This is a genomic window from Collimonas fungivorans (assembly GCF_001584145.1).
GTDB lineage: Bacteria > Pseudomonadota > Gammaproteobacteria > Burkholderiales > Burkholderiaceae_D > Collimonas > Collimonas fungivorans.
Map to the genome: position 1 here is coordinate 3,933,563 of NZ_CP013232.1, position 18,824 is coordinate 3,952,386.

At 62.6% G+C, this 18,824-nt stretch carries 17 protein-coding genes; 7 read left to right on the plus strand and 10 right to left on the minus strand.

The annotated features are described in order from the left end of the window. Positions 1-20: 20 nt before the first annotated feature. A complete protein-coding gene (locus tag CFter6_RS16955) occupies positions 21-569 on the minus strand; it encodes a hypothetical protein (RefSeq protein WP_061540925.1) in 549 nt (182 codons plus the stop codon). A gap of 218 nt (positions 570-787) precedes the next feature. On the opposite strand from CFter6_RS16955, the gene CFter6_RS16960 reads away from it, so the two are divergent. Next, complete coding sequence (locus CFter6_RS16960; protein ID WP_061540926.1) at positions 788-1,741, plus strand: ABC transporter ATP-binding protein; 954 nt, start codon at positions 788-790, stop codon at positions 1,739-1,741. Further along, complete coding sequence (locus tag CFter6_RS16965) at positions 1,738-3,054, plus strand: hypothetical protein (protein ID WP_061540927.1); 1,317 nt, start codon at positions 1,738-1,740, stop codon at positions 3,052-3,054. The genes CFter6_RS16960 and CFter6_RS16965 overlap by 4 nt, the downstream gene beginning before the upstream one ends. On the opposite strand, the gene tal is transcribed toward CFter6_RS16965, so the two are convergent. The 7 genes from tal to pmbA all read right to left on the minus strand — a co-directional run bounded on the left by tal (position 3,051) and on the right by pmbA (position 12,079). Next, positions 3,051-4,010 (minus strand): transaldolase, encoded by a 960-nt coding sequence (tal, locus tag CFter6_RS16970; RefSeq protein ID WP_061540928.1) that lies wholly within the window; start codon positions 4,008-4,010, stop codon positions 3,051-3,053. The two genes, CFter6_RS16965 and tal, sit on opposite strands and share 4 nt — an antisense overlap. 63 nt (positions 4,011-4,073) lie before the next feature. Continuing rightward, a complete protein-coding gene (xylB, locus tag CFter6_RS16975; RefSeq protein ID WP_417924809.1) occupies positions 4,074-5,546 on the minus strand; it encodes a xylulokinase in 1,473 nt (490 codons plus the stop codon). Positions 5,547-5,584: 38 nt separating this feature from the next. Further along, a complete protein-coding gene (locus CFter6_RS16980) occupies positions 5,585-6,574 on the minus strand; it encodes a LacI family DNA-binding transcriptional regulator (RefSeq protein ID WP_236904685.1) in 990 nt (329 codons plus the stop codon). 82 nt (positions 6,575-6,656) lie between these two features. After that, positions 6,657-7,544 carry an ABC transporter substrate-binding protein gene (locus tag CFter6_RS16985; RefSeq protein ID WP_236904686.1) on the minus strand — a complete coding sequence of 296 codons (888 nt, stop codon included), beginning with the start codon at positions 7,542-7,544 and terminating at the stop codon, positions 6,657-6,659. A gap of 145 nt (positions 7,545-7,689) precedes the next feature. Continuing rightward, on the minus strand, positions 7,690-8,676 hold the full coding sequence (locus CFter6_RS16990; RefSeq protein ID WP_061542430.1) for an ABC transporter permease subunit: 987 nt from the start codon (positions 8,674-8,676) through the stop codon (positions 7,690-7,692). 64 nt (positions 8,677-8,740) lie between these two features. Continuing rightward, positions 8,741-10,288, minus strand: coding sequence for a sugar ABC transporter ATP-binding protein (locus tag CFter6_RS16995; protein WP_061540932.1), 1,548 nt, complete (start codon positions 10,286-10,288; stop codon positions 8,741-8,743). A gap of 426 nt (positions 10,289-10,714) precedes the next feature. Further along, a complete protein-coding gene (pmbA, locus tag CFter6_RS17000) occupies positions 10,715-12,079 on the minus strand; it encodes a metalloprotease PmbA (protein WP_061540933.1) in 1,365 nt (454 codons plus the stop codon). Positions 12,080-12,155: 76 nt separating this feature from the next. Here pmbA and yjgA point away from each other — a divergent pair, with 76 nt between their 5' ends. From yjgA to CFter6_RS17020, 4 genes are all read left to right on the plus strand, one after another. Beyond that, positions 12,156-12,758, plus strand: coding sequence for a ribosome biogenesis factor YjgA (gene yjgA / locus CFter6_RS17005; protein ID WP_061540934.1), 603 nt, complete (start codon positions 12,156-12,158; stop codon positions 12,756-12,758). Further along, positions 12,745-13,362 (plus strand): molybdopterin adenylyltransferase, encoded by a 618-nt coding sequence (mog, locus tag CFter6_RS17010; RefSeq protein ID WP_061540935.1) that lies wholly within the window; start codon positions 12,745-12,747, stop codon positions 13,360-13,362. The genes yjgA and mog overlap by 14 nt, the downstream gene beginning before the upstream one ends. 107 nt (positions 13,363-13,469) lie before the next feature. Continuing rightward, positions 13,470-14,423, plus strand: coding sequence for an MBL fold metallo-hydrolase (locus tag CFter6_RS17015; protein ID WP_061540936.1), 954 nt, complete (start codon positions 13,470-13,472; stop codon positions 14,421-14,423). A gap of 45 nt (positions 14,424-14,468) precedes the next feature. After that, positions 14,469-15,137, plus strand: coding sequence for an alpha/beta hydrolase (locus CFter6_RS17020; RefSeq protein ID WP_061540937.1), 669 nt, complete (start codon positions 14,469-14,471; stop codon positions 15,135-15,137). A 128-nt stretch (positions 15,138-15,265) separates the two neighbouring features. Here the strand turns inward: CFter6_RS17020 and CFter6_RS17025 are convergent, their stop codons facing one another. Then, a complete protein-coding gene (locus tag CFter6_RS17025; protein WP_014006938.1) occupies positions 15,266-15,463 on the minus strand; it encodes a heavy-metal-associated domain-containing protein in 198 nt (65 codons plus the stop codon). 113 nt (positions 15,464-15,576) lie between these two features. Then, the gene (locus CFter6_RS17030; RefSeq protein WP_061540938.1) at positions 15,577-16,182 is read right to left on the minus strand and encodes an amino acid synthesis family protein; all 606 of its coding nucleotides are present in this window, start codon (positions 16,180-16,182) and stop codon (positions 15,577-15,579) included. Between the two features lie 201 nt (positions 16,183-16,383). Between CFter6_RS17030 and CFter6_RS17035 the strand changes: the two genes are divergently transcribed. Beyond that, positions 16,384-18,822: a heavy metal translocating P-type ATPase gene (locus CFter6_RS17035; RefSeq protein WP_061540939.1), complete on the plus strand. Its 2,439-nt coding sequence runs from the start codon at positions 16,384-16,386 to the stop codon at positions 18,820-18,822. Positions 18,823-18,824: the final 2 nt, after the last annotated feature.

Consider the following 18,824-nt stretch of genomic DNA (forward strand, 5'->3'; position numbering starts at 1 on the left):
AAAACTCCTACGCCGGACTGCTACATGGCGCCGCCGCCATTCATGCCGCCCATGCCTTTGCCGCCGCGCCCGCCCTTGCCGGATGGCTTATCCTTGCCGGCCGCCGGACTGCGTTCACAAGATGCCTGGTCCACACGCTGCAGGCGGTCCGACAGGAACAGCCGCACTGCCTGCCGCTGCTGGTCGTCGAGCGCATCGTTCATGGTCAGCCACAACTCGCGCAGCTGGCGCCCGTCCTGGGCTGCCAATCCCGATTCGGCGTCGATCGCCGCCGACAGCTGGCGCAAATCGACAGCCGGATCCTTGAGGCCGTTGGCCATGCTGGCCTGCAAATCGCGCTGCCGTTTTTCCCGTTCGCCGATGATGGCATGGGTCTTGGTCGCCAGCTGACGCCACAAGGTTTGCTGGTTCGGATTCAGATGCAGTTCATCTTTCACCCCATCCGCCACCGACAGCACGTCCTCGGCGTGAAAATCCATCACCGGCGCCGCCAGCACCGACGTCGCCAGACTCAGGCCGAATACCGCCAAGCCCAGCTTGAAAGCAGACAGCAACTGGTTAACATACATGGCAATCTCCTGTAAATAAGTTGGCTAATAAGTTGACTATCCAAATCGGCTATTAAACCGGACTTGCCACTCATGCGAGGCAGGTGAATCATTTGGTAACAGCTGGCGGATTATTGATACACGCTGTTGCGGGGCGCAATTTGCCACGCATTACTCTATTCATTGCTTTATTATTAGCAACTTATCGCCTGCGCCACTTCACCGGAAGACCGACTCTCATGATAAAAATCTCTGGCCTTACCTTCGATTACCCCGGCCATCGCGCCTTGCACCAGGTCAGCCTGCAGGTCGAAGCCGGCAGCGTGACCGCGCTGGTCGGCTCCAACGGCGCCGGCAAGACCACGCTGATGCGCTGCATAGCCGGCCTGGAAACACCCCTCGCGGGCTCGATCAGCGTGGCCGGCATGGATGTGCTGGAACGGCCGCGCGAAGTGCACCGGATCATGGGCTACCTGTCCGATTTCTACGGCCTGTACCAGTCGCTGACGGTGGCGCAATGTTTTGAATATGCTGCCGCGGCCCAGGGCTTGCCGGCGCCGGCAATTCCGCAAGCGATACAGACCACGGCGCAGCAGCTGGGGCTGAGCGAACGCCTGCAGCAGACTTGCGACAAACTGTCGCGCGGCTTGCGGCAGCGGGTCGCGATCGGCCAGGCCATCATCCACGGGCCGAAGATCCTGCTGCTGGACGAACCGGCTTCCGGCCTCGATCCGGAAGCGCGCGCCAGCCTGGCCGGCCTGTTCCGGCTGTTGCAGGCGCAGGGCATGACCTTGCTGGTGTCGTCCCACATCCTGGCGGAACTGGACGAATACTCGACCCACATGCTGGCCCTGCGCGACGGCAAGGTGCTGGAGTACCGCGCGCTGGACCACGGCAGCACCGCGCTCGCGCCGCGCAAGTCGCTGCGGATCACGCTGGCGCAGGCCAATCCCGGCTTGCGCGCGCAACTGGCGGCGGAACCCGCGCTACAGGTCAGCGCCAGCGACGAACGCAGCGCCGACTTCATGTTCAGCGGCGACGAACACGCCCAGGCGGCATTGCTGGCACGCCTGATCGCCGCCGGCCTCCAGATCTCCAGCTTCTCCGACCAGAAGGAAAACCTGCAGCAATCCTACCTGCGCTCGGTGGCCAGCTATGAACAAAACGGACAAAACAGCGGGAGCGCAACATGATCAATCCTGAATTCAAACGCAACCTGTGGCTGCAGTTTTCCCTACACCGCCTGATCGCCATGCCTGCCATTCTGGGACTGATTTTTTTCACGCTCAGCCTCGCCAACGACAATTGGCCTGGCGGCGTGCCGCTGGACAGCGTGGCCCTGATCCTGTTCGCCGGCATCGTCTGCCTGTGGGGCACCCGCAACGCCAGCAGCGCCGTGATCGAGGAAGTCCGCGACAAGACCTGGGACCAGCAGCGCATGAGCGCGCTCGATCCCTGGACCATGACCTGGGGCAAGCTGTTCGGCGCCACCGCCTTCAACTGGTATGGCGGCATCCTGTGCCTGCTGGTTTTCGCGATTGCCGCTTTGGTGCGCGAACATAGCATGACCTTGAGCAGCGGCCTGACCTTGGTGGCGCTGGGCATCCTGATGCATGCGGCCACGATCGCCCTGAACCTGCACCTGATGCGCAGCGACATGCGCGCCGTGCAACGCGGCGGCATCGCCTGGGCCGTGGTGCTGATCGCCGTCATATTCGCACCGCCGTTCCGCGCCGCGCCCGATGCTTCCGTCCTTTGGTGGGGCCAGCCGTTTGCCTATAGCTCATTCCTGCTGGCCAGCACGGTGTTCTTTGCCGCCGTCGCCGTATTCGCCGCCTGGCGCAGCATGAACAGCGCCTTGCAGATCACCACCATTCCCTGGGCCTGGCCGCTGGCATGCTGCCTGCTGGCCGCCTATGTCGCCGGCTTTGGCGGCGGCGCCGGACTGCTGTGGATAGGATTGCTGTTCGCGCTAGCCATGACCTATGTGGCGCTGTTCACGGAAGAAAACGACATCGCGCTCTGGCAGCGGGTGGTCGCCAGGGCCAAAGCCGGCAACTGGCACGGCCTGTTCCAGAACCTGCCGATCTGGCCGACCACGCTGGTCCTGAGCTTCTGCCTGGCGCTGCTGCTGCAGTTCAACGACGCCCAGGAACTGCCGTTCAAACTACGGATAAGCGTGGCCGGCCTGTCTTTCCTGGCGCCGACGCTGGCCTTGATGCTATTGCGCGACTGCTGCGTCTACCTGTTCTTCGCTTTTTCCGGCAAGAGCAAGCGGGTCGGCGCCACCACCATCCTGTACCTGGCGATCATCAACGGCTTGCTGCCGTTCCTGAGCAAGGTCATGGGACTGGATTCGCTCGCCATATTTTTCATGCCGCTGCACATCGGCAACGGCTGGCTCATGCTTGGCATCGCAGCGCTGCATGCCGTGCTGGCCTTGGCGCTGCTAGGCTGGCGCTGGCGCCAGCAAGCCTTGAAAGATGAATTGCCGGCCGCCGCTTAACTGCGGGCCGATGCCAGCAGGCCTTCGATGATGTGGTCGAGCTTGAAGGCATCGGCGGCGAAACCGCGTATCCCTTCCGCCAGTTTTTCGGTAGCCATGGCGTCGTCGTTGAGCGCATATCGAAAGCTGGCTTCGTCATAGCTGACTTCTTGCAGATCGGTGGCGGCATCCTTGCCCAGTGCGCGCACCAAGGGAGCGTCGCTGGCCTGCAGCTGCGCCAGCAGGTCGGGACTGATGGTGAGCAGGTCGCAGCCTGCCAGCGCGGCGATCTGGCCGACGTTGCGGAAACTCGCTCCCATCACCTCGGTATCGATTCCGAAGCGCTTGTAATAGCTATAGATCTGCGCCACCGATTTCACGCCGGGATCGCTGGCGAGAGTATTGGCGGATTCGTCCCAGCCGCTGCCGGCCGATTTCTTGTACCAGTCGTAGATGCGGCCAACGAACGGCGAGATCAGGCGCACCTTGGCGGCGCCGCAGGCAACCGCCTGGCAGAACGCAAACAGCAGGGTCAGGTTGCAGCGTATGCCTTCACGCTCCAGGATGGCGGCGGCCTGGATGCCTTCCCAGGTCGATGCGATCTTGATCAGCACCCGCTCGCGGCCGATGCCGGCCGCTTCATACAAGGCCATGATGCGGCGCGCCCGGGCCACGGTGGCGGCGGTATCGAAACTGAGCCTGGCGTCGACTTCGGTAGAAACCCGGCCCGGCACCACTTGCAGGATCTCCAGGCCAAAACGCACCAGCACCTGGTCGACGATCTGGTCTAGCGGACTGTCGGCATGGGCGGCGACTGTCTCGGCCAGCAGCGGCGCGTAGTCTGCCTGCTGCACTGCTTTCAGGATCAGCGAAGGATTGGTGGTGGCGTCGCGCGGCTTGAATTGCGCCAGCTGCTTGAAATTGCCCGTGTCTGCTACTACCGTCGTGTATTGCTTGAGTTGGTCCAGCTGATTCATGTCTGTCCTTGTATGTAGAGATGCAATAAGAATTCAAAGATCGGTTAAAGTTCAGTCGTAGGTTCAGCCATGTAAAGCGTGCGCAGCCGCGAACAGGCCGCGGAATTTCCGGTAACGTTCTTGCAGCATCTCCTGTTGCCCGGCCGCCGGCACGAAGCGTGCCTTGACCGGCATGCCGAGCCCCGGCAGATCGCGGCCGCGCCCATATGCCAGGAAGCCCAGCTTGGCGGCGCCGATGCAGGCGCTGAGCTCGCTGCCGGACAAGGTGCAGATTTCGCGGTCAAGAATGTTGGATAACAGTTGCGCCCAATAATTGCTGCGGGCGCCGCCGCCAACCAGCGAGCAAGTGGTTACCTCCGCGCCCGCCGACTGCACCGCGGCCATGGCATCGAGCAGGCCGAAACCAACCCCTTCCAGCACGGCGTAACCGAGCATCGCCGGCGTCGTCTCATAGGAAAGATTCATGAAACCGCCGCGCAGCAGCGGATCGTTGTGCGGAGTGCGTTCGCCAGCCAGATAGGGCAGGAACAAGGGTGTCGCCGCAGGAACCGGCTGGTTCAGCGGCACCCGTTCCTGCGCCAATTGCAGCAGGGCCTGTTCATCGACCTGCCCCAGCAGCTGGGTGACCCAGCGCAGGCAGCTGGCGCCGGCCAGCATCGCGCCCATGGTGTACCAGCGCTGCGGCAGCGCGTGGCAAAAGCTGTGCACCGCGCTGGCCGGGTTGCCGGCCACATGGTCGGTAATCGCGACCACGGCGGCGCTGGTGCCCAGCGTGACAAACGCCTGGCCGGCCTCGATCGCGCCAATGCCGACCGCCGATACCGGATTGTCGCCGCCGCCGCCGGCCACCAGTACCCGTGGCTGCAGCGCCAGTTGCGAGGCCGCGCCGGCGCACAGGTCGGCAGCCGCCGCGGAGCCTTCTACCAGGCGCGGCATTTGATGCAGTTCCAGTCCGGTAGCTTGCAGCATGGGTTCGAACCAGTCGCGCTTATGCACGTCCAGCCACAGCGTGCCGGCGGCGTCGGAGACGTCGCTGATGCGCTCGCCGGTCAACTGCAGGCGCAGGTAGTCCTTGGGCGACAGCACACAGGAAATGCGGCTGAACACTTGCGGTTCATGTTCGCGCAGCCACAGCAGCTTGGGCGCGGTCAGGCCCGCCATCGGCAAGCTGCCGGTGATATCGGCGAAAGCGGGATGTTCGCGCTCCAGCCATTGCGCTTGCACCAGCGCACGTGAATCGTCCCACAGGATAGCCGGACGCAGCACATGGTCGCCCTGGTCCAGCAACACGGCTCCATGCATCTGTCCCGACAAGCCTATGCAGCGCACCCTGGCGTACACATCCGGCTGCTGCTGCCGCAACTGATGCAGGCCTGCCAGGCAGGCTTGCCACCAGTCCTCCGGATCCTGTTCAGACCAGCCGGCCTGCGGCCGCGAGATGGTCAGGCGAACCCCTGTATGCGCCAGCACCGTGCCGCTTTCATCCAGCAAGACCGCTTTCAGTTCCGACGTGCCGAGATCTATCCCGAGTGATATGGGACTGTCCATAAATTTCCGTTTCTACTAAAAATGGTTCAAAGACAGCCGCAGGAATTACGGACGCGCAGGGTGGGTGCCAGCCGCACCGTCTGCTTTTTGCCGTCCGGCGCCTCGATCCTTTTCATCAACAGCTTGACCGCCCGCGTCCCCAGTTCCTTGACCGGCTGCGCCATCACCGTCAAGCGCGGAATGAAGAAATCGGCCCAGTCGAAATCGTCGAAACCCACCAGGGCAATCTGCTCCGGCACGTCGATCTTGGCGTCGCGCAAGGCATGCATGGCGCCGATGGTCATCAGGTTGTTGGCCGCCATGATGGCGGTTGGCGGTGCTGCCAGCGTCAGCAGCTGGCGGGTCGCCAGCCGCGCCGGTTCGCTGCTCGATTCGCCGCTGACCAGCAGCGCCGGGTCGAACCGCAGGCCGGCGGCATCCAGCGCGGCGCGGTAACCTTCAATCCGCTCGTCGGTGGTAGTCAGGCCGGGGCTGCCGGAAATCAGCGCGATGCGCTTGTGTCCGTGTTCGACCAGGTGGCTGACCAGCTCTTGCGAGGATTTCTTGTTTTCCACCCCGACCTGGTCGAAACCCTGGGCCACCAGGCGATCGACCAGCACCGCCGGGATCTCGTTGGCGCGCAGGTATTCCAGCGCCAGGTGCTGCGGATCGGCGGACGGCGCCAGCAGGATGCCGTCGACCCGCCGGTGGTGCAGCGCCTTGACCGCGCGCAGCTCCTGCTCCGGGTCGTCGCGGGTGTCGACGTACAGCATCATGATGCCGTGCCTGGCGCATTCGGTTTCGATGGCGTGCACGGTCTCGCTGAAATAATGGTTGGAGAGCGCGGAAATCGCCACGCCTATGGTGTTCGATGTCGAGCGCGCCAGCGAGCGCGCCAGGGTGTTGGGGATGTAGCCGAGCGCCTGGATCGCCGCCTCCACCGCACGTACGGTAGCCGGGCTCACCTTGCGGGTGCCGTTCAAGACATGCGAGACCGTCGAAGTCGAGACCTTCGCGATTCTTGCGACATCATCCATCGTAGCCAATTGTGTCCCCTATTTTTTGTGCTCTAGAACGGCGGCTGCCGACAACATGGTTCCGGCCGCCGCTTGGCTCACGTCAGCGCTGGCTGGACCAGCCTTTATAAGTAGCCACATTATCATGAGTAATCAGCACCGGCGCCAGCAAAACAACTGGCTTGGCGGGACGCTTGCCGTTCAGGATGTCATAACCGATGGCCACCGCATCCTGGGCCTGGGCCCAAGGGTCCTGGCTGGACGAGGCCTGGATCGAAGTACCCGATTTCAACGCCGCTTCGATATCCGGCGCGCCGTCGACCGAGGTGATGATGATGCCGCTGCGCTTGAGCTGCTTGGCGGCGAGGTCGCTGCCGATCGCCTGCGGATCGTTGATGGTGAACAAGCCGTCGATTTTCGGGAAGCGCGTCAGGTAGCCTTGCATGGCATTCAGGCCGCCTTCGCGCGAGCCCTTGCCGTCCTGGTCGTCGGACAGCACCTTGATGCCGGGCGCGGCGGCGAACACGGCTTTGCAGCCTTTGACGCGGTCGGTGACAGCAGTCACCTGCGGTCCGTTCTGGATGATCACGTTGCCCTTGCCGCCCAGCTTGTCGACCAGGTATTTGCAAGCCAGCTTGCCGGCCAGTTCATTGTCGGTCTGCACCGTGGCATCGACGCCCTTGGCGCCGACATCCACCGCCACCACCACGATCCCGGCCTTTTGCGCTTTCTTGATGGCCGGCTCGATGGCGACCGGATCGGTGGCGTTCAGCAGGATCAGGTCGACCCCGGCTGAAATGAAATTGTCGATTTGCGTAAACTGCTTGCTCAGGTCGTAGTCGGCTGACACCGCGGTGACCTTGACGTTGGGATTGATCTGCTGGGCTTTGGCCTTGGCGCCGTTGGCCAGCGTCACAAAATAGGGATTGCCGAGCGAACCGACGGTGATGCCGACCGCCTTCAGTTCCCGCGCCTGCACCACGCCCGACATGGTCAAGGCCAGCGTCAGCGGAAGTATTGCTGCCATAGCGAATTTTTTCATCATGCTTGATCTCCTGTTGCCGGTCATATCGAAATCCAGGCGCGACGACCAGCTTGCCGCGTCCGGTGGTCCATAAATGTTGTGAAGCGCGGATTTAAGTACGTGCGCCCGATTGCCGGTAACGGTCGAGCGCCACCGCACCGATGATCACGATGCCCTTGATGATGTATTGCCAGATATCGGACACGCCCAGCAGCACCAGGCCGTTGGTCAGCACCGCGATGATCAGCGCGCCGACCAGGGTGCCGCCGATGGAGCCGACGCCGCCGGTAAAGCTGGTGCCGCCAAGGATCACCGCTGCGATCGCATCCAGCTCATAGGATTGCCCCAGCTGCAGGCCGTTGGCCGCGGACAGGCGCGACGCCGTCATCACCGCGCCCAGGCCAGCCAGCAAGCCTGACACCGCATACACGAACAGCAGCACCTTCCACACCTTGATGCCGGACAGGCGCGCCGCTTCGTGGTTGCCGCCGACCGCGTAGATCTGCACGCCGATCACGGTACGGCGCAGGATGAACCAGGAAACCGCCACCACCAGCAAGGCGATGATCACCAGCCAGGGCACGCCCAGCACCGAATCGTTGCCGATGAAAGCGAACGGCAGTTCGGCGTTGAACACTGTCTTGTCGTCCGCCAACAGGCGCGCCAGGCCGCGCATCGCAGTCAGCGCGCCGAGCGTGACGATAAATGGCGGCAAGCGCATGAAAGCGATCAGGACGCCGTTGGCCAGTCCCAGCAGCAGCCCGAAACCGACGCCGGCAGCAATTCCCAGCATGCCGAACTGCGGCGACAGCGAAGCCAGCATCGCCACCACCGCCGACGCCGCCAGGATCGCGCCGACCGAAAGGTCGATGCCGGCGGTCAGGATGACGAAGGTCATGCCGGCCGCCAGCACGATGTTCACCGAGGCTTGCTGGGTGATGATCGACAGGTTCTGCACCGTGAAGAAGTTTTCGCTCATCAGGGCGAAACCCAGCACCAGCAACAGCAGCACCGGCAGCATGCCGACCGTGCGCAACAAACCGCGCAGCTGCTCGCGCTTGCCGATAGTTTCGGCCGTGATCTTGCTACTAGCTTCCATGATAGTTGTCTCCTTGCTGTTCTGATTCATGATTACCGCCTAACGTGCTCAAACCGCCTGCCGATCAAGCAGCCTGCGGCTGGACCTGCTGCGCGCCTGTCGCCAGTTCGATAATGTTTTCCTGGGTGATTTCGCGTCCGGAATGCCCGCCCAGCTCCGCCACCAGCTCGCCTTCGCGCATCACCAGCACCCGGTCCGAGGTACCGACGATTTCCGGCAGCTCGCTGGAAATCACCACCACGCCGATGCCGGCCTGGGCCAGTTCGTTGATGATGCGGTAAATCTCCGACTTGGCGCCGATGTCGACCCCGCGCGTCGGCTCATCCAGGATCAGCACATGCGGCTTGATTTCCAGCAGGCGCGCCAGCAATACTTTCTGCTGGTTGCCGCCGGATAGCGCGCCGACATTGATGTTGGGAGAAGCCACCCGGATCGCCAGCGACTTGATGGCGGCGCTGGCGCGCTGCGCGCCGCGGTTGCGGTCCAGCACGCCGCCGTAGCTGGCGTCCGGCACGCAGGCGCAGACGTTGATGTTGTCGCGCACGCTCATGTCCAGGAACAGGCCTTGCGATTTGCGGTCCTCGGTCAGGTACACCACGCCGGCGCGGATCGCATCGACCGGGCCGCGCAACGCCGTGACCGCCTTGCCGGCGACTTCCAGCGTGCCGGAAATGCGCGGATCGGCGCCAAAAATCAGGCGCGCCAATTCCGTGCGGCCGGCGCCGACCAGGCCGGCGATGCCCAGCACCTCGCCCGCATGCAGGTCGAAGCTGCAGCCGCGCACCCGTTTGCCGTCAGCCATGTCGCGCACCCGCATGACCACATTGCCGGGATCGTAAGGCGCATGTTCCTTCTTGTAGAAACCGGAGAGGTCGCGCCCCACCATCATTTTCACCAGCGCCTCGGCCGACAGCTCCGCGCGCGCCAGCATGCCGACGTGCTTGCCGTCTCGCAATACCGAGACCTTGTCCGACAATTCGTAGATTTCCGCCATGCGATGGCTGATGTAGACGATCGCCAGGCCTTCCTGGCGCAGCTGCCGGATCAATGCGAACAAACGGTCAGTCTCGCGCGAAGACAGCGGCGTCGTCGGTTCGTCCATCACCAGGATCCGCGCGTGGGCATGGATCGCGCGTGCAATCTCCACCAGCTGGCGTTCGGCGATCGACAGGGTGCTGATCCTGGTCTGCGGCGTGAATTCCGCTCCCAGGCGTTTCAAGACATCGACACAGCCCGCCTCCATCGCCTTGCGGTCGACGCTCCAGCCGCGCTTCAGCTCGCGGCCCAGGTAGATGTTCTCGGCCACGCTCAGGTTAGGGCACAGGCTCAGCTCCTGGTAGATGACCGCCACGCCGTGTTCCTTGGCGGCGCCCGGACCGTAGCTGGCCACACGCCGGCCGTCGATGCGGATCTCGCCGCCAGGGTCGGCCTGATGGGCGCCCGACAGGACTTTCATCAGGGTCGACTTGCCGGCGCCGTTCTCGCCCATCAAGGCATGGACTTCGCCGGCATACACGGTCAGGTCGACCTCTTTCAGCACCCGCAAGCCGCTGAAGGTCTTGGAGATGCCGCGCATCTCGAGGATTGGCGTTGCGCCTGCTTCAGGTTTCATGAATAACCCCTTGTTTTGACTGATCGATCAGTTTTTTTCAAAACTCGTCGAATCGATGAAAAACTTGTGCGACCGGATAAGATTTTTCGGGAAAATCAAGGAGTCGACAATGTCAACAACATTCTTGGCGTGAGCGAACGCTCAATATAAGCTCTTGATGCTGGTGCGAAGCCAAGGCCTGGCGCCTTGCCGGGATGCGGGATTTTCATTTGTCTCCTTGCGTCTTTTATCTTTATCTGGGCCGCGCCGAAATACGGTTTGCGACCTGATTTGCGATCAATATTAGTGGAAAGCAAGCGCTTGCGCAAGCGCTTGCTTTTTTTGATGCTCAGGCAATGTAAACGATGCTGGCAAAAAAAAACACCTCCGCGAAGGAGGTGTCGAATAACGCTTAAAACCGCCTGTACGGCGGCAGGATACCTGTGGTCAGTTGCCTGCCACGGTCATGCTCTCGATCAGCACCGAGCCGGTCTGCTTGGTGCCGCGGATCAGCGTATCGGCGCCGATGGCGACGATCTGCGCCAGCATGTCTTTCATGTTGCCGGCAATCGTGATTTCCTCCACCGGATACTGGATCACGCCCTTCTCGACCCAGTAGCCGGAAGCGCCGCGCGAATAATCGCCGGTGACGTAGTTGACGCCCTGCCCCATCAGTTCGGTCACCAGCAGGCCGGTATCGAGCTTTTTCAGCATCGCCTTGAAGTTGTCCGAGGATTTGGTCAGCGTGGAAGTAATGCTCAGGTTATGCGATCCGCCGGAATTGCCCGTGGTTTTCATGCCCAGCTTGCGCGCCGAGTAGGTCGACAGGAAATAACCCTGCACCACGCCATCCTTGACCACGTCGCGGCGCTGGGTCTTGACACCCTCCTCGTCGAAGGGCGCCGAACCAACCGCGCCGATGACATGCGGGTCTTCCACGATCTGGATATGCGGCGCAAACACCGATTTGCCCAGGGTATCCAGCAAGAAGGTCGATTTGCGGTACAACGCGCCGCCCGACACCGCCTGTACGAAAGCGCCCAGCAGGCCTGCCGCCAGAGGCGCCTCGAACAGCACCGGACACTTGCGGGTATCCAGCTGGCGCGCGTTCAGCCGCGCCAGTGCACGCTCTGCGGCGTAACGACCGATCGCTTCCGGCTTGGCCAGCTGCTTTGCATCGCGCATCGACGAATACCAGTCGTCGCGCTGCATGTTGCCGCCCTTGCCGGCGATAGGCGCCACCGAAATGGTATGGCGCGAAAACGGGTAGCCGCCCATGAAACCGCGCGAATTGGCACTGACGAAGTGCGATTGCTGGGCGTAGACGCCAGCGCCCTCGCTGTTGGTTATGCGCTTGTCGACGGCAAATGCTGCCGCTTCGCAACGTTTTGCCAATTCGACAGCTTCTTCCGCCGAGATCAGCCACGGCGAACACAGCTTCAGGTCCAGCGGGTTCATTTCCAAAGTATCAACATCCGGCAAGCCGGCGCAATCGTCTTCGGCTGTGAAACGGGCGATGTTGTAAGCCGCTTCGACCGTATCCTGCAGGGCCTTGGCCGAAAAGTCGGAAGTACTGGCATTACCGCGCCGGGTATGGCCTTCCTCGCCCAGGTAGACGGTGACGCCCATACCCTTGTCCTTGTTTTGCTCGATCGTTTCGACGCTGCCCTTGCGCACGCCCACCGACAAGCCGCTGCCTTCGCTGATTTCAACCGCGGCGTTGGAAGCGCCTTTTTCCCGCGCATAACGCAAGACATCCTGCGCCAGCTGTTGTAATTGGGCTTGACTATGGGTAAATACGGAGTCGCTCATGGGTCGGTTTTCTTCGAATTAGGTATAAAACGGTTATCATAGCAGTCGTTTACAGTATGGAAGTACCCTTAACATCATGCCAAATCCCAATCGGGGCTCCTGCGGCTTTCAGTCCAGCGAGTTCGAACAAGAATACGACCGTCCCTCCAAGTCCCAGCTCAAGCGCGAAATGACTGCCTTGCAGAAGCTCGGCGAAGAGCTGATCGCCGAGTCGCGCGACCGCGTCAAGCGCGTGCCGATGCCGGAAGATGTGCGCGACGCCATCCTCGAATGCCAGCAGATCAAGGACCACGAAGGTCGCCGCCGCCAGACCCAGTACGTAGGCAAGAAGATGCGTACGCTGGAGCCGCACGAAATAGCCGAAATCCAGAAAACCCTGGACAGCTGGAGAGGCCTCTCGAAAGCCGACACCGCCGCCATGCACGCGCTGGAACGCCACCGCGACCGCTTGCTGAAGAATGACGGCGCGTTGACCGAACTGCTGGCGCAGCATCCGGAACTGGATGTGCAGCACGTGCGCACCATGATCCGCAATGCGCGTAAGGAGCAGGCCGAGAACAAACCGCCGAAAGCGTATCGCGAGATTTTCCAGCTGCTGAAAGAGCTGCAAAAATCGTCGGGCAACCAGGACCAGAACGATAGCGACGCCGAAGACGACGAGCAAGATGAGCACAATTGATCCGGCGCCGGCCGCGAACTTGAAAATCGGCCTGGTGTCGATTTCGGACCGCGCCAGCACCGGCGTCTATCAGGACCTGGGCATCCCTGCCCTGCAAGACTGGTTGGCGGCTGCGCTGAGCACTCCATGGCAAGTCGAAACCCGCCTGATCGCCGACGACCGTACACTGATTGAACAAACCCTGGCCGAGCTGGTGGACCAGCAGCATTGCGACCTGGTGCTGACCACCGGCGGCACCGGTCCGGCGCGGCGCGATGTGACGCCGGAAGCGACCTTGGCGGTGGCGACCAAGGAAATGCCAGGCTTCGGCGAACAGATGCGGCAAATCAGCCTGCAGTTCGTGCCGACCGCGATCCTGTCGCGGCAAGTCGCGGTGATCCGGGAAAGCGCCGACCACGCGGCCTTGATCCTGAACCTGCCGGGCCAGCCAAAAGCCATCAAGGAAACCCTGGAAGGCTTGAAAGACGCCGACGGCAAACAAAAGGTATCCGGCATCTTCGCTGCCGTGCCCTATTGCATCGATCTGATCGGCGGTCCGTACATTGAAACCAATGAAGCAGTATGCAAGGCGTTCCGGCCGAAGTCGGCGATCAAACCAGCCTAAGCGCATCTTCGTCATTTAACTTTTTCCGCGCCCCGCATCCATGTCGCCAACGGCCATTTCCAAGCCCTGCCTTGCACAAGCCCTCTGCCTGAAGGGAAAAACAGACAATGAATAAATCGCGCGCTGTGCGCCGCAACTTCATGCGGCTCGCGCTGGCTGCGGGCAGTGCCGCCGCGTTGCCCTGGCTGGCGCAGGCGCAGACGGCGACAGCCAGCAAGGGCACGCAACTGATCCTGCTGGGCACCAAGGGCGGACCGACGCCGTCAGCCTTGCGCGCGGCGCCGGCCAATGTGCTGCTGGTGGACGGCCAGCCGTATGTTGTCGACTGCGGCAATGGCGTTGCTTTACAGCTGACCAAAGCGGGCGTCAAGCTGCCGCAGATACGTGATATTTTCCTGACCCACCAGCACTCCGACCACAACGCCGACCTCGGCAACCTGGTGTTCCTGGCCTGGGCCACCGGGCTGGCGACTCCCGTGCATCTGTATGGCCCGCCGGGAATGCGCCAGATGATGGACGATTTTGTCCACATGAATGCCATCGACATCGCCACCCGCATGCAGGAAGAAGGCCGGCCGCCATTGCGCCCCTTGATCAACACCCACGAATTCGACGGCCCGCGCGTAGTCATGGAAAACGACCAGGTCAAGGTGACTGCGGCACTGGTCGACCACTACACGCTCAAGCCCGCCTTCGCCTATCGTTTCGACACCAGGGACCGCTCGGTGGTGTTCTCCGGCGATACCGCCTATAACGAGAACCTGATCAAGCTGGCCAAGGGCGCCGACGTGCTGGTGCATGAAGTGATGTACCTGCCGGCGCTGGAGAAGCTGATGAAGACCGTCGACAATGCGCCGACCCTGCTCGACCACCTGGTCAAGAGCCACACCAGCACCGCCCAGGTCGGCATGGTGGCGGCGCGCGCCGGCGTCAAGACACTGGTGCTGAGTCACTTCGTGCCGGGCGGCGACCCGGCGATCAGCGACGACATGTGGTCGGCCGAGGCGCGCCGGCAGTTCAGCGGCGAAATCATCGTCGGCAAAGACCTGATGGTAATCTGACGCCACCTCAAAAATTCCGATCCATCTTTCTATCCGGACCATCTCATGTCAAGCACCCTCGAAACCCTGGAAATCTCTACCTCCGAAACGCCAACCGCAGCCGTCATCTGGATGCACGGCCTCGGCGCCGACGGCTCCGACTTCGTCCCTATCGTGAAGGAGCTGGACCTGAGCGGCTGCCCTGGGATCCGCTTCGTGTTCCCGAGCGCGCCGGCGATCCCGGTGACCATCAACAACGGTTATGTGATGCCGGCCTGGTACGACATCCTCACTACCGACCTGATCCGGCGCGAGGACGAAGCCGGCCTGCGCAAGTCGCAAATCGAAATCGAAGCCCTGATCGCCCAGCAGATCGCACTCGGCATCGCAGCCGACAAAATCGTGATCGCCGGCTTCTCGCAAGGCTGCGCAATGGCGCTGCAAACCGGTTTGCGATATCCGCAGAAACTGGCTGGCCTGATGTGCCTGTCCGGCTACTTGCCGCTGAGCGACAAGACTGAGGCGGAACGCCATGCCGCCAACCAGCACACGCCGATTTTCCAGGCGCATGGCCGCGGCGATCCTGTGGTGCTGATCGACCGCGCGGAAAAATCACGCGACTTGCTCAAGCAACTGGGTTATCAGGTGGAATGGCATGAATACATGATGCCGCATTCGGTGTGCGCGGAAGAAGTAGCGGATATCGGCAGCTGGCTGCGCCGCGTGCTGGCCTGACATGCCTCTGTAGGGTGGGCACATTGTGCCCACGCGTGCATTGACTCTACCTACATACCTATTTCCGTGCTGCGCGAGTTTGCACTCCGGTTATCCCGGTCACGCGTGGGCACAAAAGCGTGCCCACCCTACGCTGTCTGCGGTGTATAACCGGCATCCCTGATCGCTTCGGCCAGTTCGCCCGCAGTCGCGGTGCTCTCAACCGATACCGTGCGCCCTTCTATCCTGATCTCCACCTTGGCGCCTGCATCCACGCCGTTGATGGCTTTGGTAATGCGGCCGGCGCAATGGCCGCAAGTCATGTCCTGCACATTGAATTCGATCATTTCCGTTTGCTCCCTTGGTTACCTGGTTCAACTATAAACCTTCCCATCGTAGCAAGGTCAAGCACCGGCAAACAATAAATAACCGAGGCCAACTGCCGATCGCTGCAGACCGCTTAATTCAAGCCGTTCTTGCCTTCGATTTCACTGGCTTTCAAACCGCCCAGGCGTGCATGCAGGCGGCCGCGCGTCGCCACGGCGAACGCCACCACGACTTCATCAGCGTTCGGCGCATCGAAGAACTGGGTGGTGACAGTGTCGTAATGCGAAGGCACGTACAAAGCATGTTTATGCGCCAGCGGAATATCGAGCTCGACGCCCGGTGCGCCGCGCTTGCCGGAAGACGGAATCCAGGCCTTGCCGCCGCCGATGGCTTCGCGGATCGGCATCACCAAGGCCGGCGTCAGGAAGGCGTTGCCGTGCTCGTATTCGCCGCCGATGCCGACGATGCAAGCCTTGCCGTAGCTTTCCACCTGGTCCTGCCCCAGCGCGGCGACAATGCGGCGGCCGAATTCATGGCCCAGCGCCGACGAATTGGCCAGGATCAGGTCCAGGCTCTCGCTGAAACGCCCTGCATAGGGATTGTGGATGGCCGCCGCGATCACGATCTTGCGCAGCAGGCTGCCGTCGGCCAGTACGCCGCTTTCGTTGGCCAGGGTGTCGTCGATCTGGGTGTACCACTTGCGGATATGGTAATTCTCGAAATTGGCTGGTTTGGTCATGATGCAATCCTGGCAAGTTGATGAGGAAAATTCCTTGGACAGGCATCCTAACTTGCCGCTGCCCCTTGCCGTATAGCGCATTGCGTATATGCGGTAGAGCTTTTGGCAGTGCAAAAGACAGGCTGTTAAAATTGTGCTTGACCTTCCCATCATGGGAAGGTGGATCATGCAGCCATTACCACTATTCAAGCTGAGTCCACCATGAGCAGTACCAGCGCAATCCAAGCGACCGAATTCCAGCTGCCGATAGACGGCATGAGCTGCGCATCGTGCGTATCCCATGTCGAAAAGGCCTTGCGCAAGGTAAGCGGCGTGCGTGAAGTCAGCGTCAACCTGGCGACCGAACTGGCGACCGTGCAAGCCGATGGCGCAACGACCGTCGCCCCCCTGGTCGCCGCCGTGGAAAAAGCCGGCTACCAGGTCAGGCAGCAGGAAGTCACGCTGGATATCGAAGGCATGAGCTGCGCTTCCTGCGTCAGCCGGGTGGAGAAAGCCTTGCACAAGGTGGCTGGCGTGCAGACCGTGGCGGTCAACCTGGCCAGCGAAAAAGCGACGTTGGGCACCGCCGGCGTGGTCCCGGTCGACAAGCTGATCGCGGCAGTCAAGGCGGCCGGCTACGAAGCCTCGCTGCCCAAGCCGACGCCAGCAGCGGCGGCCGCCAAGAGCGCATTGCCGAGCTGGTGGCCGGTCGCCGCTGCCGCGTTGTTTACCCTGCCGCTGGTGCTGCCGATGCTGGCCATGCCGTTCGGACTTGACTGGGCCTTGCCCGGCTGGTGGCAGCTGGCCCTGGCGACGCCGGTGCAGTTCTGGCTCGGCGCCCGCTTCTACCGGGCCGGCTGGCGCGCGCTGAAGGCTGGCAGCGGCAACATGGATTTGCTGGTGGCGCTTGGCACCAGCGCTGCTTACGGCTTGTCGCTGTACCTGTTGCTGGCGGCCGGGCATGGCGCCATGGCGCACCTGTATTTCGAAGCCTCGGCAGCGGTCATCACGCTGGTGCTGCTTGGAAAATGGCTGGAAACCCGCGCCAAGCGCCAGACCGCCGACGCCATCCGCACCTTGAATGCACTGCGCCCGGAACGTGCCACGGTAAGGCGTATTGAAGGCAGGGACAGCGTCGACCGCGATATCGCCATAACCGCCTTGCAACTCGGCGATGTAGTAGTAGTGCGCGCCGGCGAACGCATTGCCGCTGACGGCGTGGTGCTGGAAGGACACAGCCAGGTCGACGAATCGCTGCTGACCGGCGAGAGCCTGCCGGTAGAAAAACGGGCGCACGACCGGGTGACCGCCGGCGCCATCAACGGCTCGGGCCTGCTGCTGGTGAACACCACGGCTATCGGCGCCGAAACCACGCTGGCGCGCATCATCCGCATGGTGGAACATGCGCAGGCCGCCAAAGCGCCTATCCAGCGCCTGGTCGACCAGGTCAGTGCGATCTTCGTGCCGGTGGTGCTGCTGATCGCCGCCCTCACCCTGCTGGGCTGGGGCCTGGCCAGCGGCGACTGGCAACAGGCCTTGCTCAACGCGGTGGCGGTGCTGGTGATCGCCTGCCCTTGCGCGCTGGGGCTGGCGACGCCGACCGCGATCATGGCCGGCACCGGCATCGCCGCCCGTTTCGGCATCCTGATCAAGGATGCCGAGGCGCTGGAAATCGCCCACCGCATCAGCGTAGTGGCTTTTGATAAAACGGGCACCCTGACGGTCGGCCATCCGGCGCTGCTGGCCTTGGTGCCGAGCGCGCCGGATGCAAGCGATGATTTGCTGGCGCTGGCCGCGGCAGTACAGCGCGGCAGCGAACATCCGCTGGCGCGCGCCGTACTCGCCGCCGCCGAGCAAAAAGGATTGCCGGCTGCACATACCGCCAGCAAGGTGCAAGCCGTCGCCGGACGCGGGATACAGGCCAGCGTCGGCGATCGCCAGTGCTACCTGGGCAGTTCACGCTGGATGCAGGAACTGGGCGTCGACATCGCCCCCCTGGCGAGCGAAGCCGGGCAGCTGGAAGCCGAGGGCCGCACCGTATCCTGGCTCGCCGCAGGAACCGATGGACTGCCCGCGCTGGCCGGCCTGCTGGCCTTCGGCGACGAGATCAAGCCAACCGCCAGGGCCGCGATCCAGCAGCTGCAGCGGCTGTCGCTGCGGGTCGCCATGCTGAGCGGCGACAATCAAGGCAGCGCCGGCGCCGTCGGCCGTGAGCTGGGGATCAGCGAAATCCATGCGGAAATCCTGCCGGCCGAAAAAGCCAGGGTCATCACCGACCTGAAGGCCGGCGGCGCCGTGGTCGCCATGGTGGGCGACGGCATCAACGACGCGCCGGCGCTGGCCGCCGCCGATGTCGGCATCGCCATGTCGACCGGCACCGACGTCGCCATGCAGGCCGCCGGCATCACCCTGATGCGCGGCGATCCGGGCCTGGTCGCGGATGCCATCGATATCTCGCGCCGCACTTACAGCAAGATCCGCCAGAACCTGTTCTGGGCCTTTATCTACAACCTGATCGGAATTCCGCTGGCGGCGCTGGGCTACCTCAACCCGGTGCTGGCCGGCGCGGCGATGGCGTTCAGCAGTGTCAGCGTGGTCAGCAACGCTCTGCTGCTGCGCCGCTGGCGGCCTCAATCCAACAAGGGGAAGACACATGACTAACG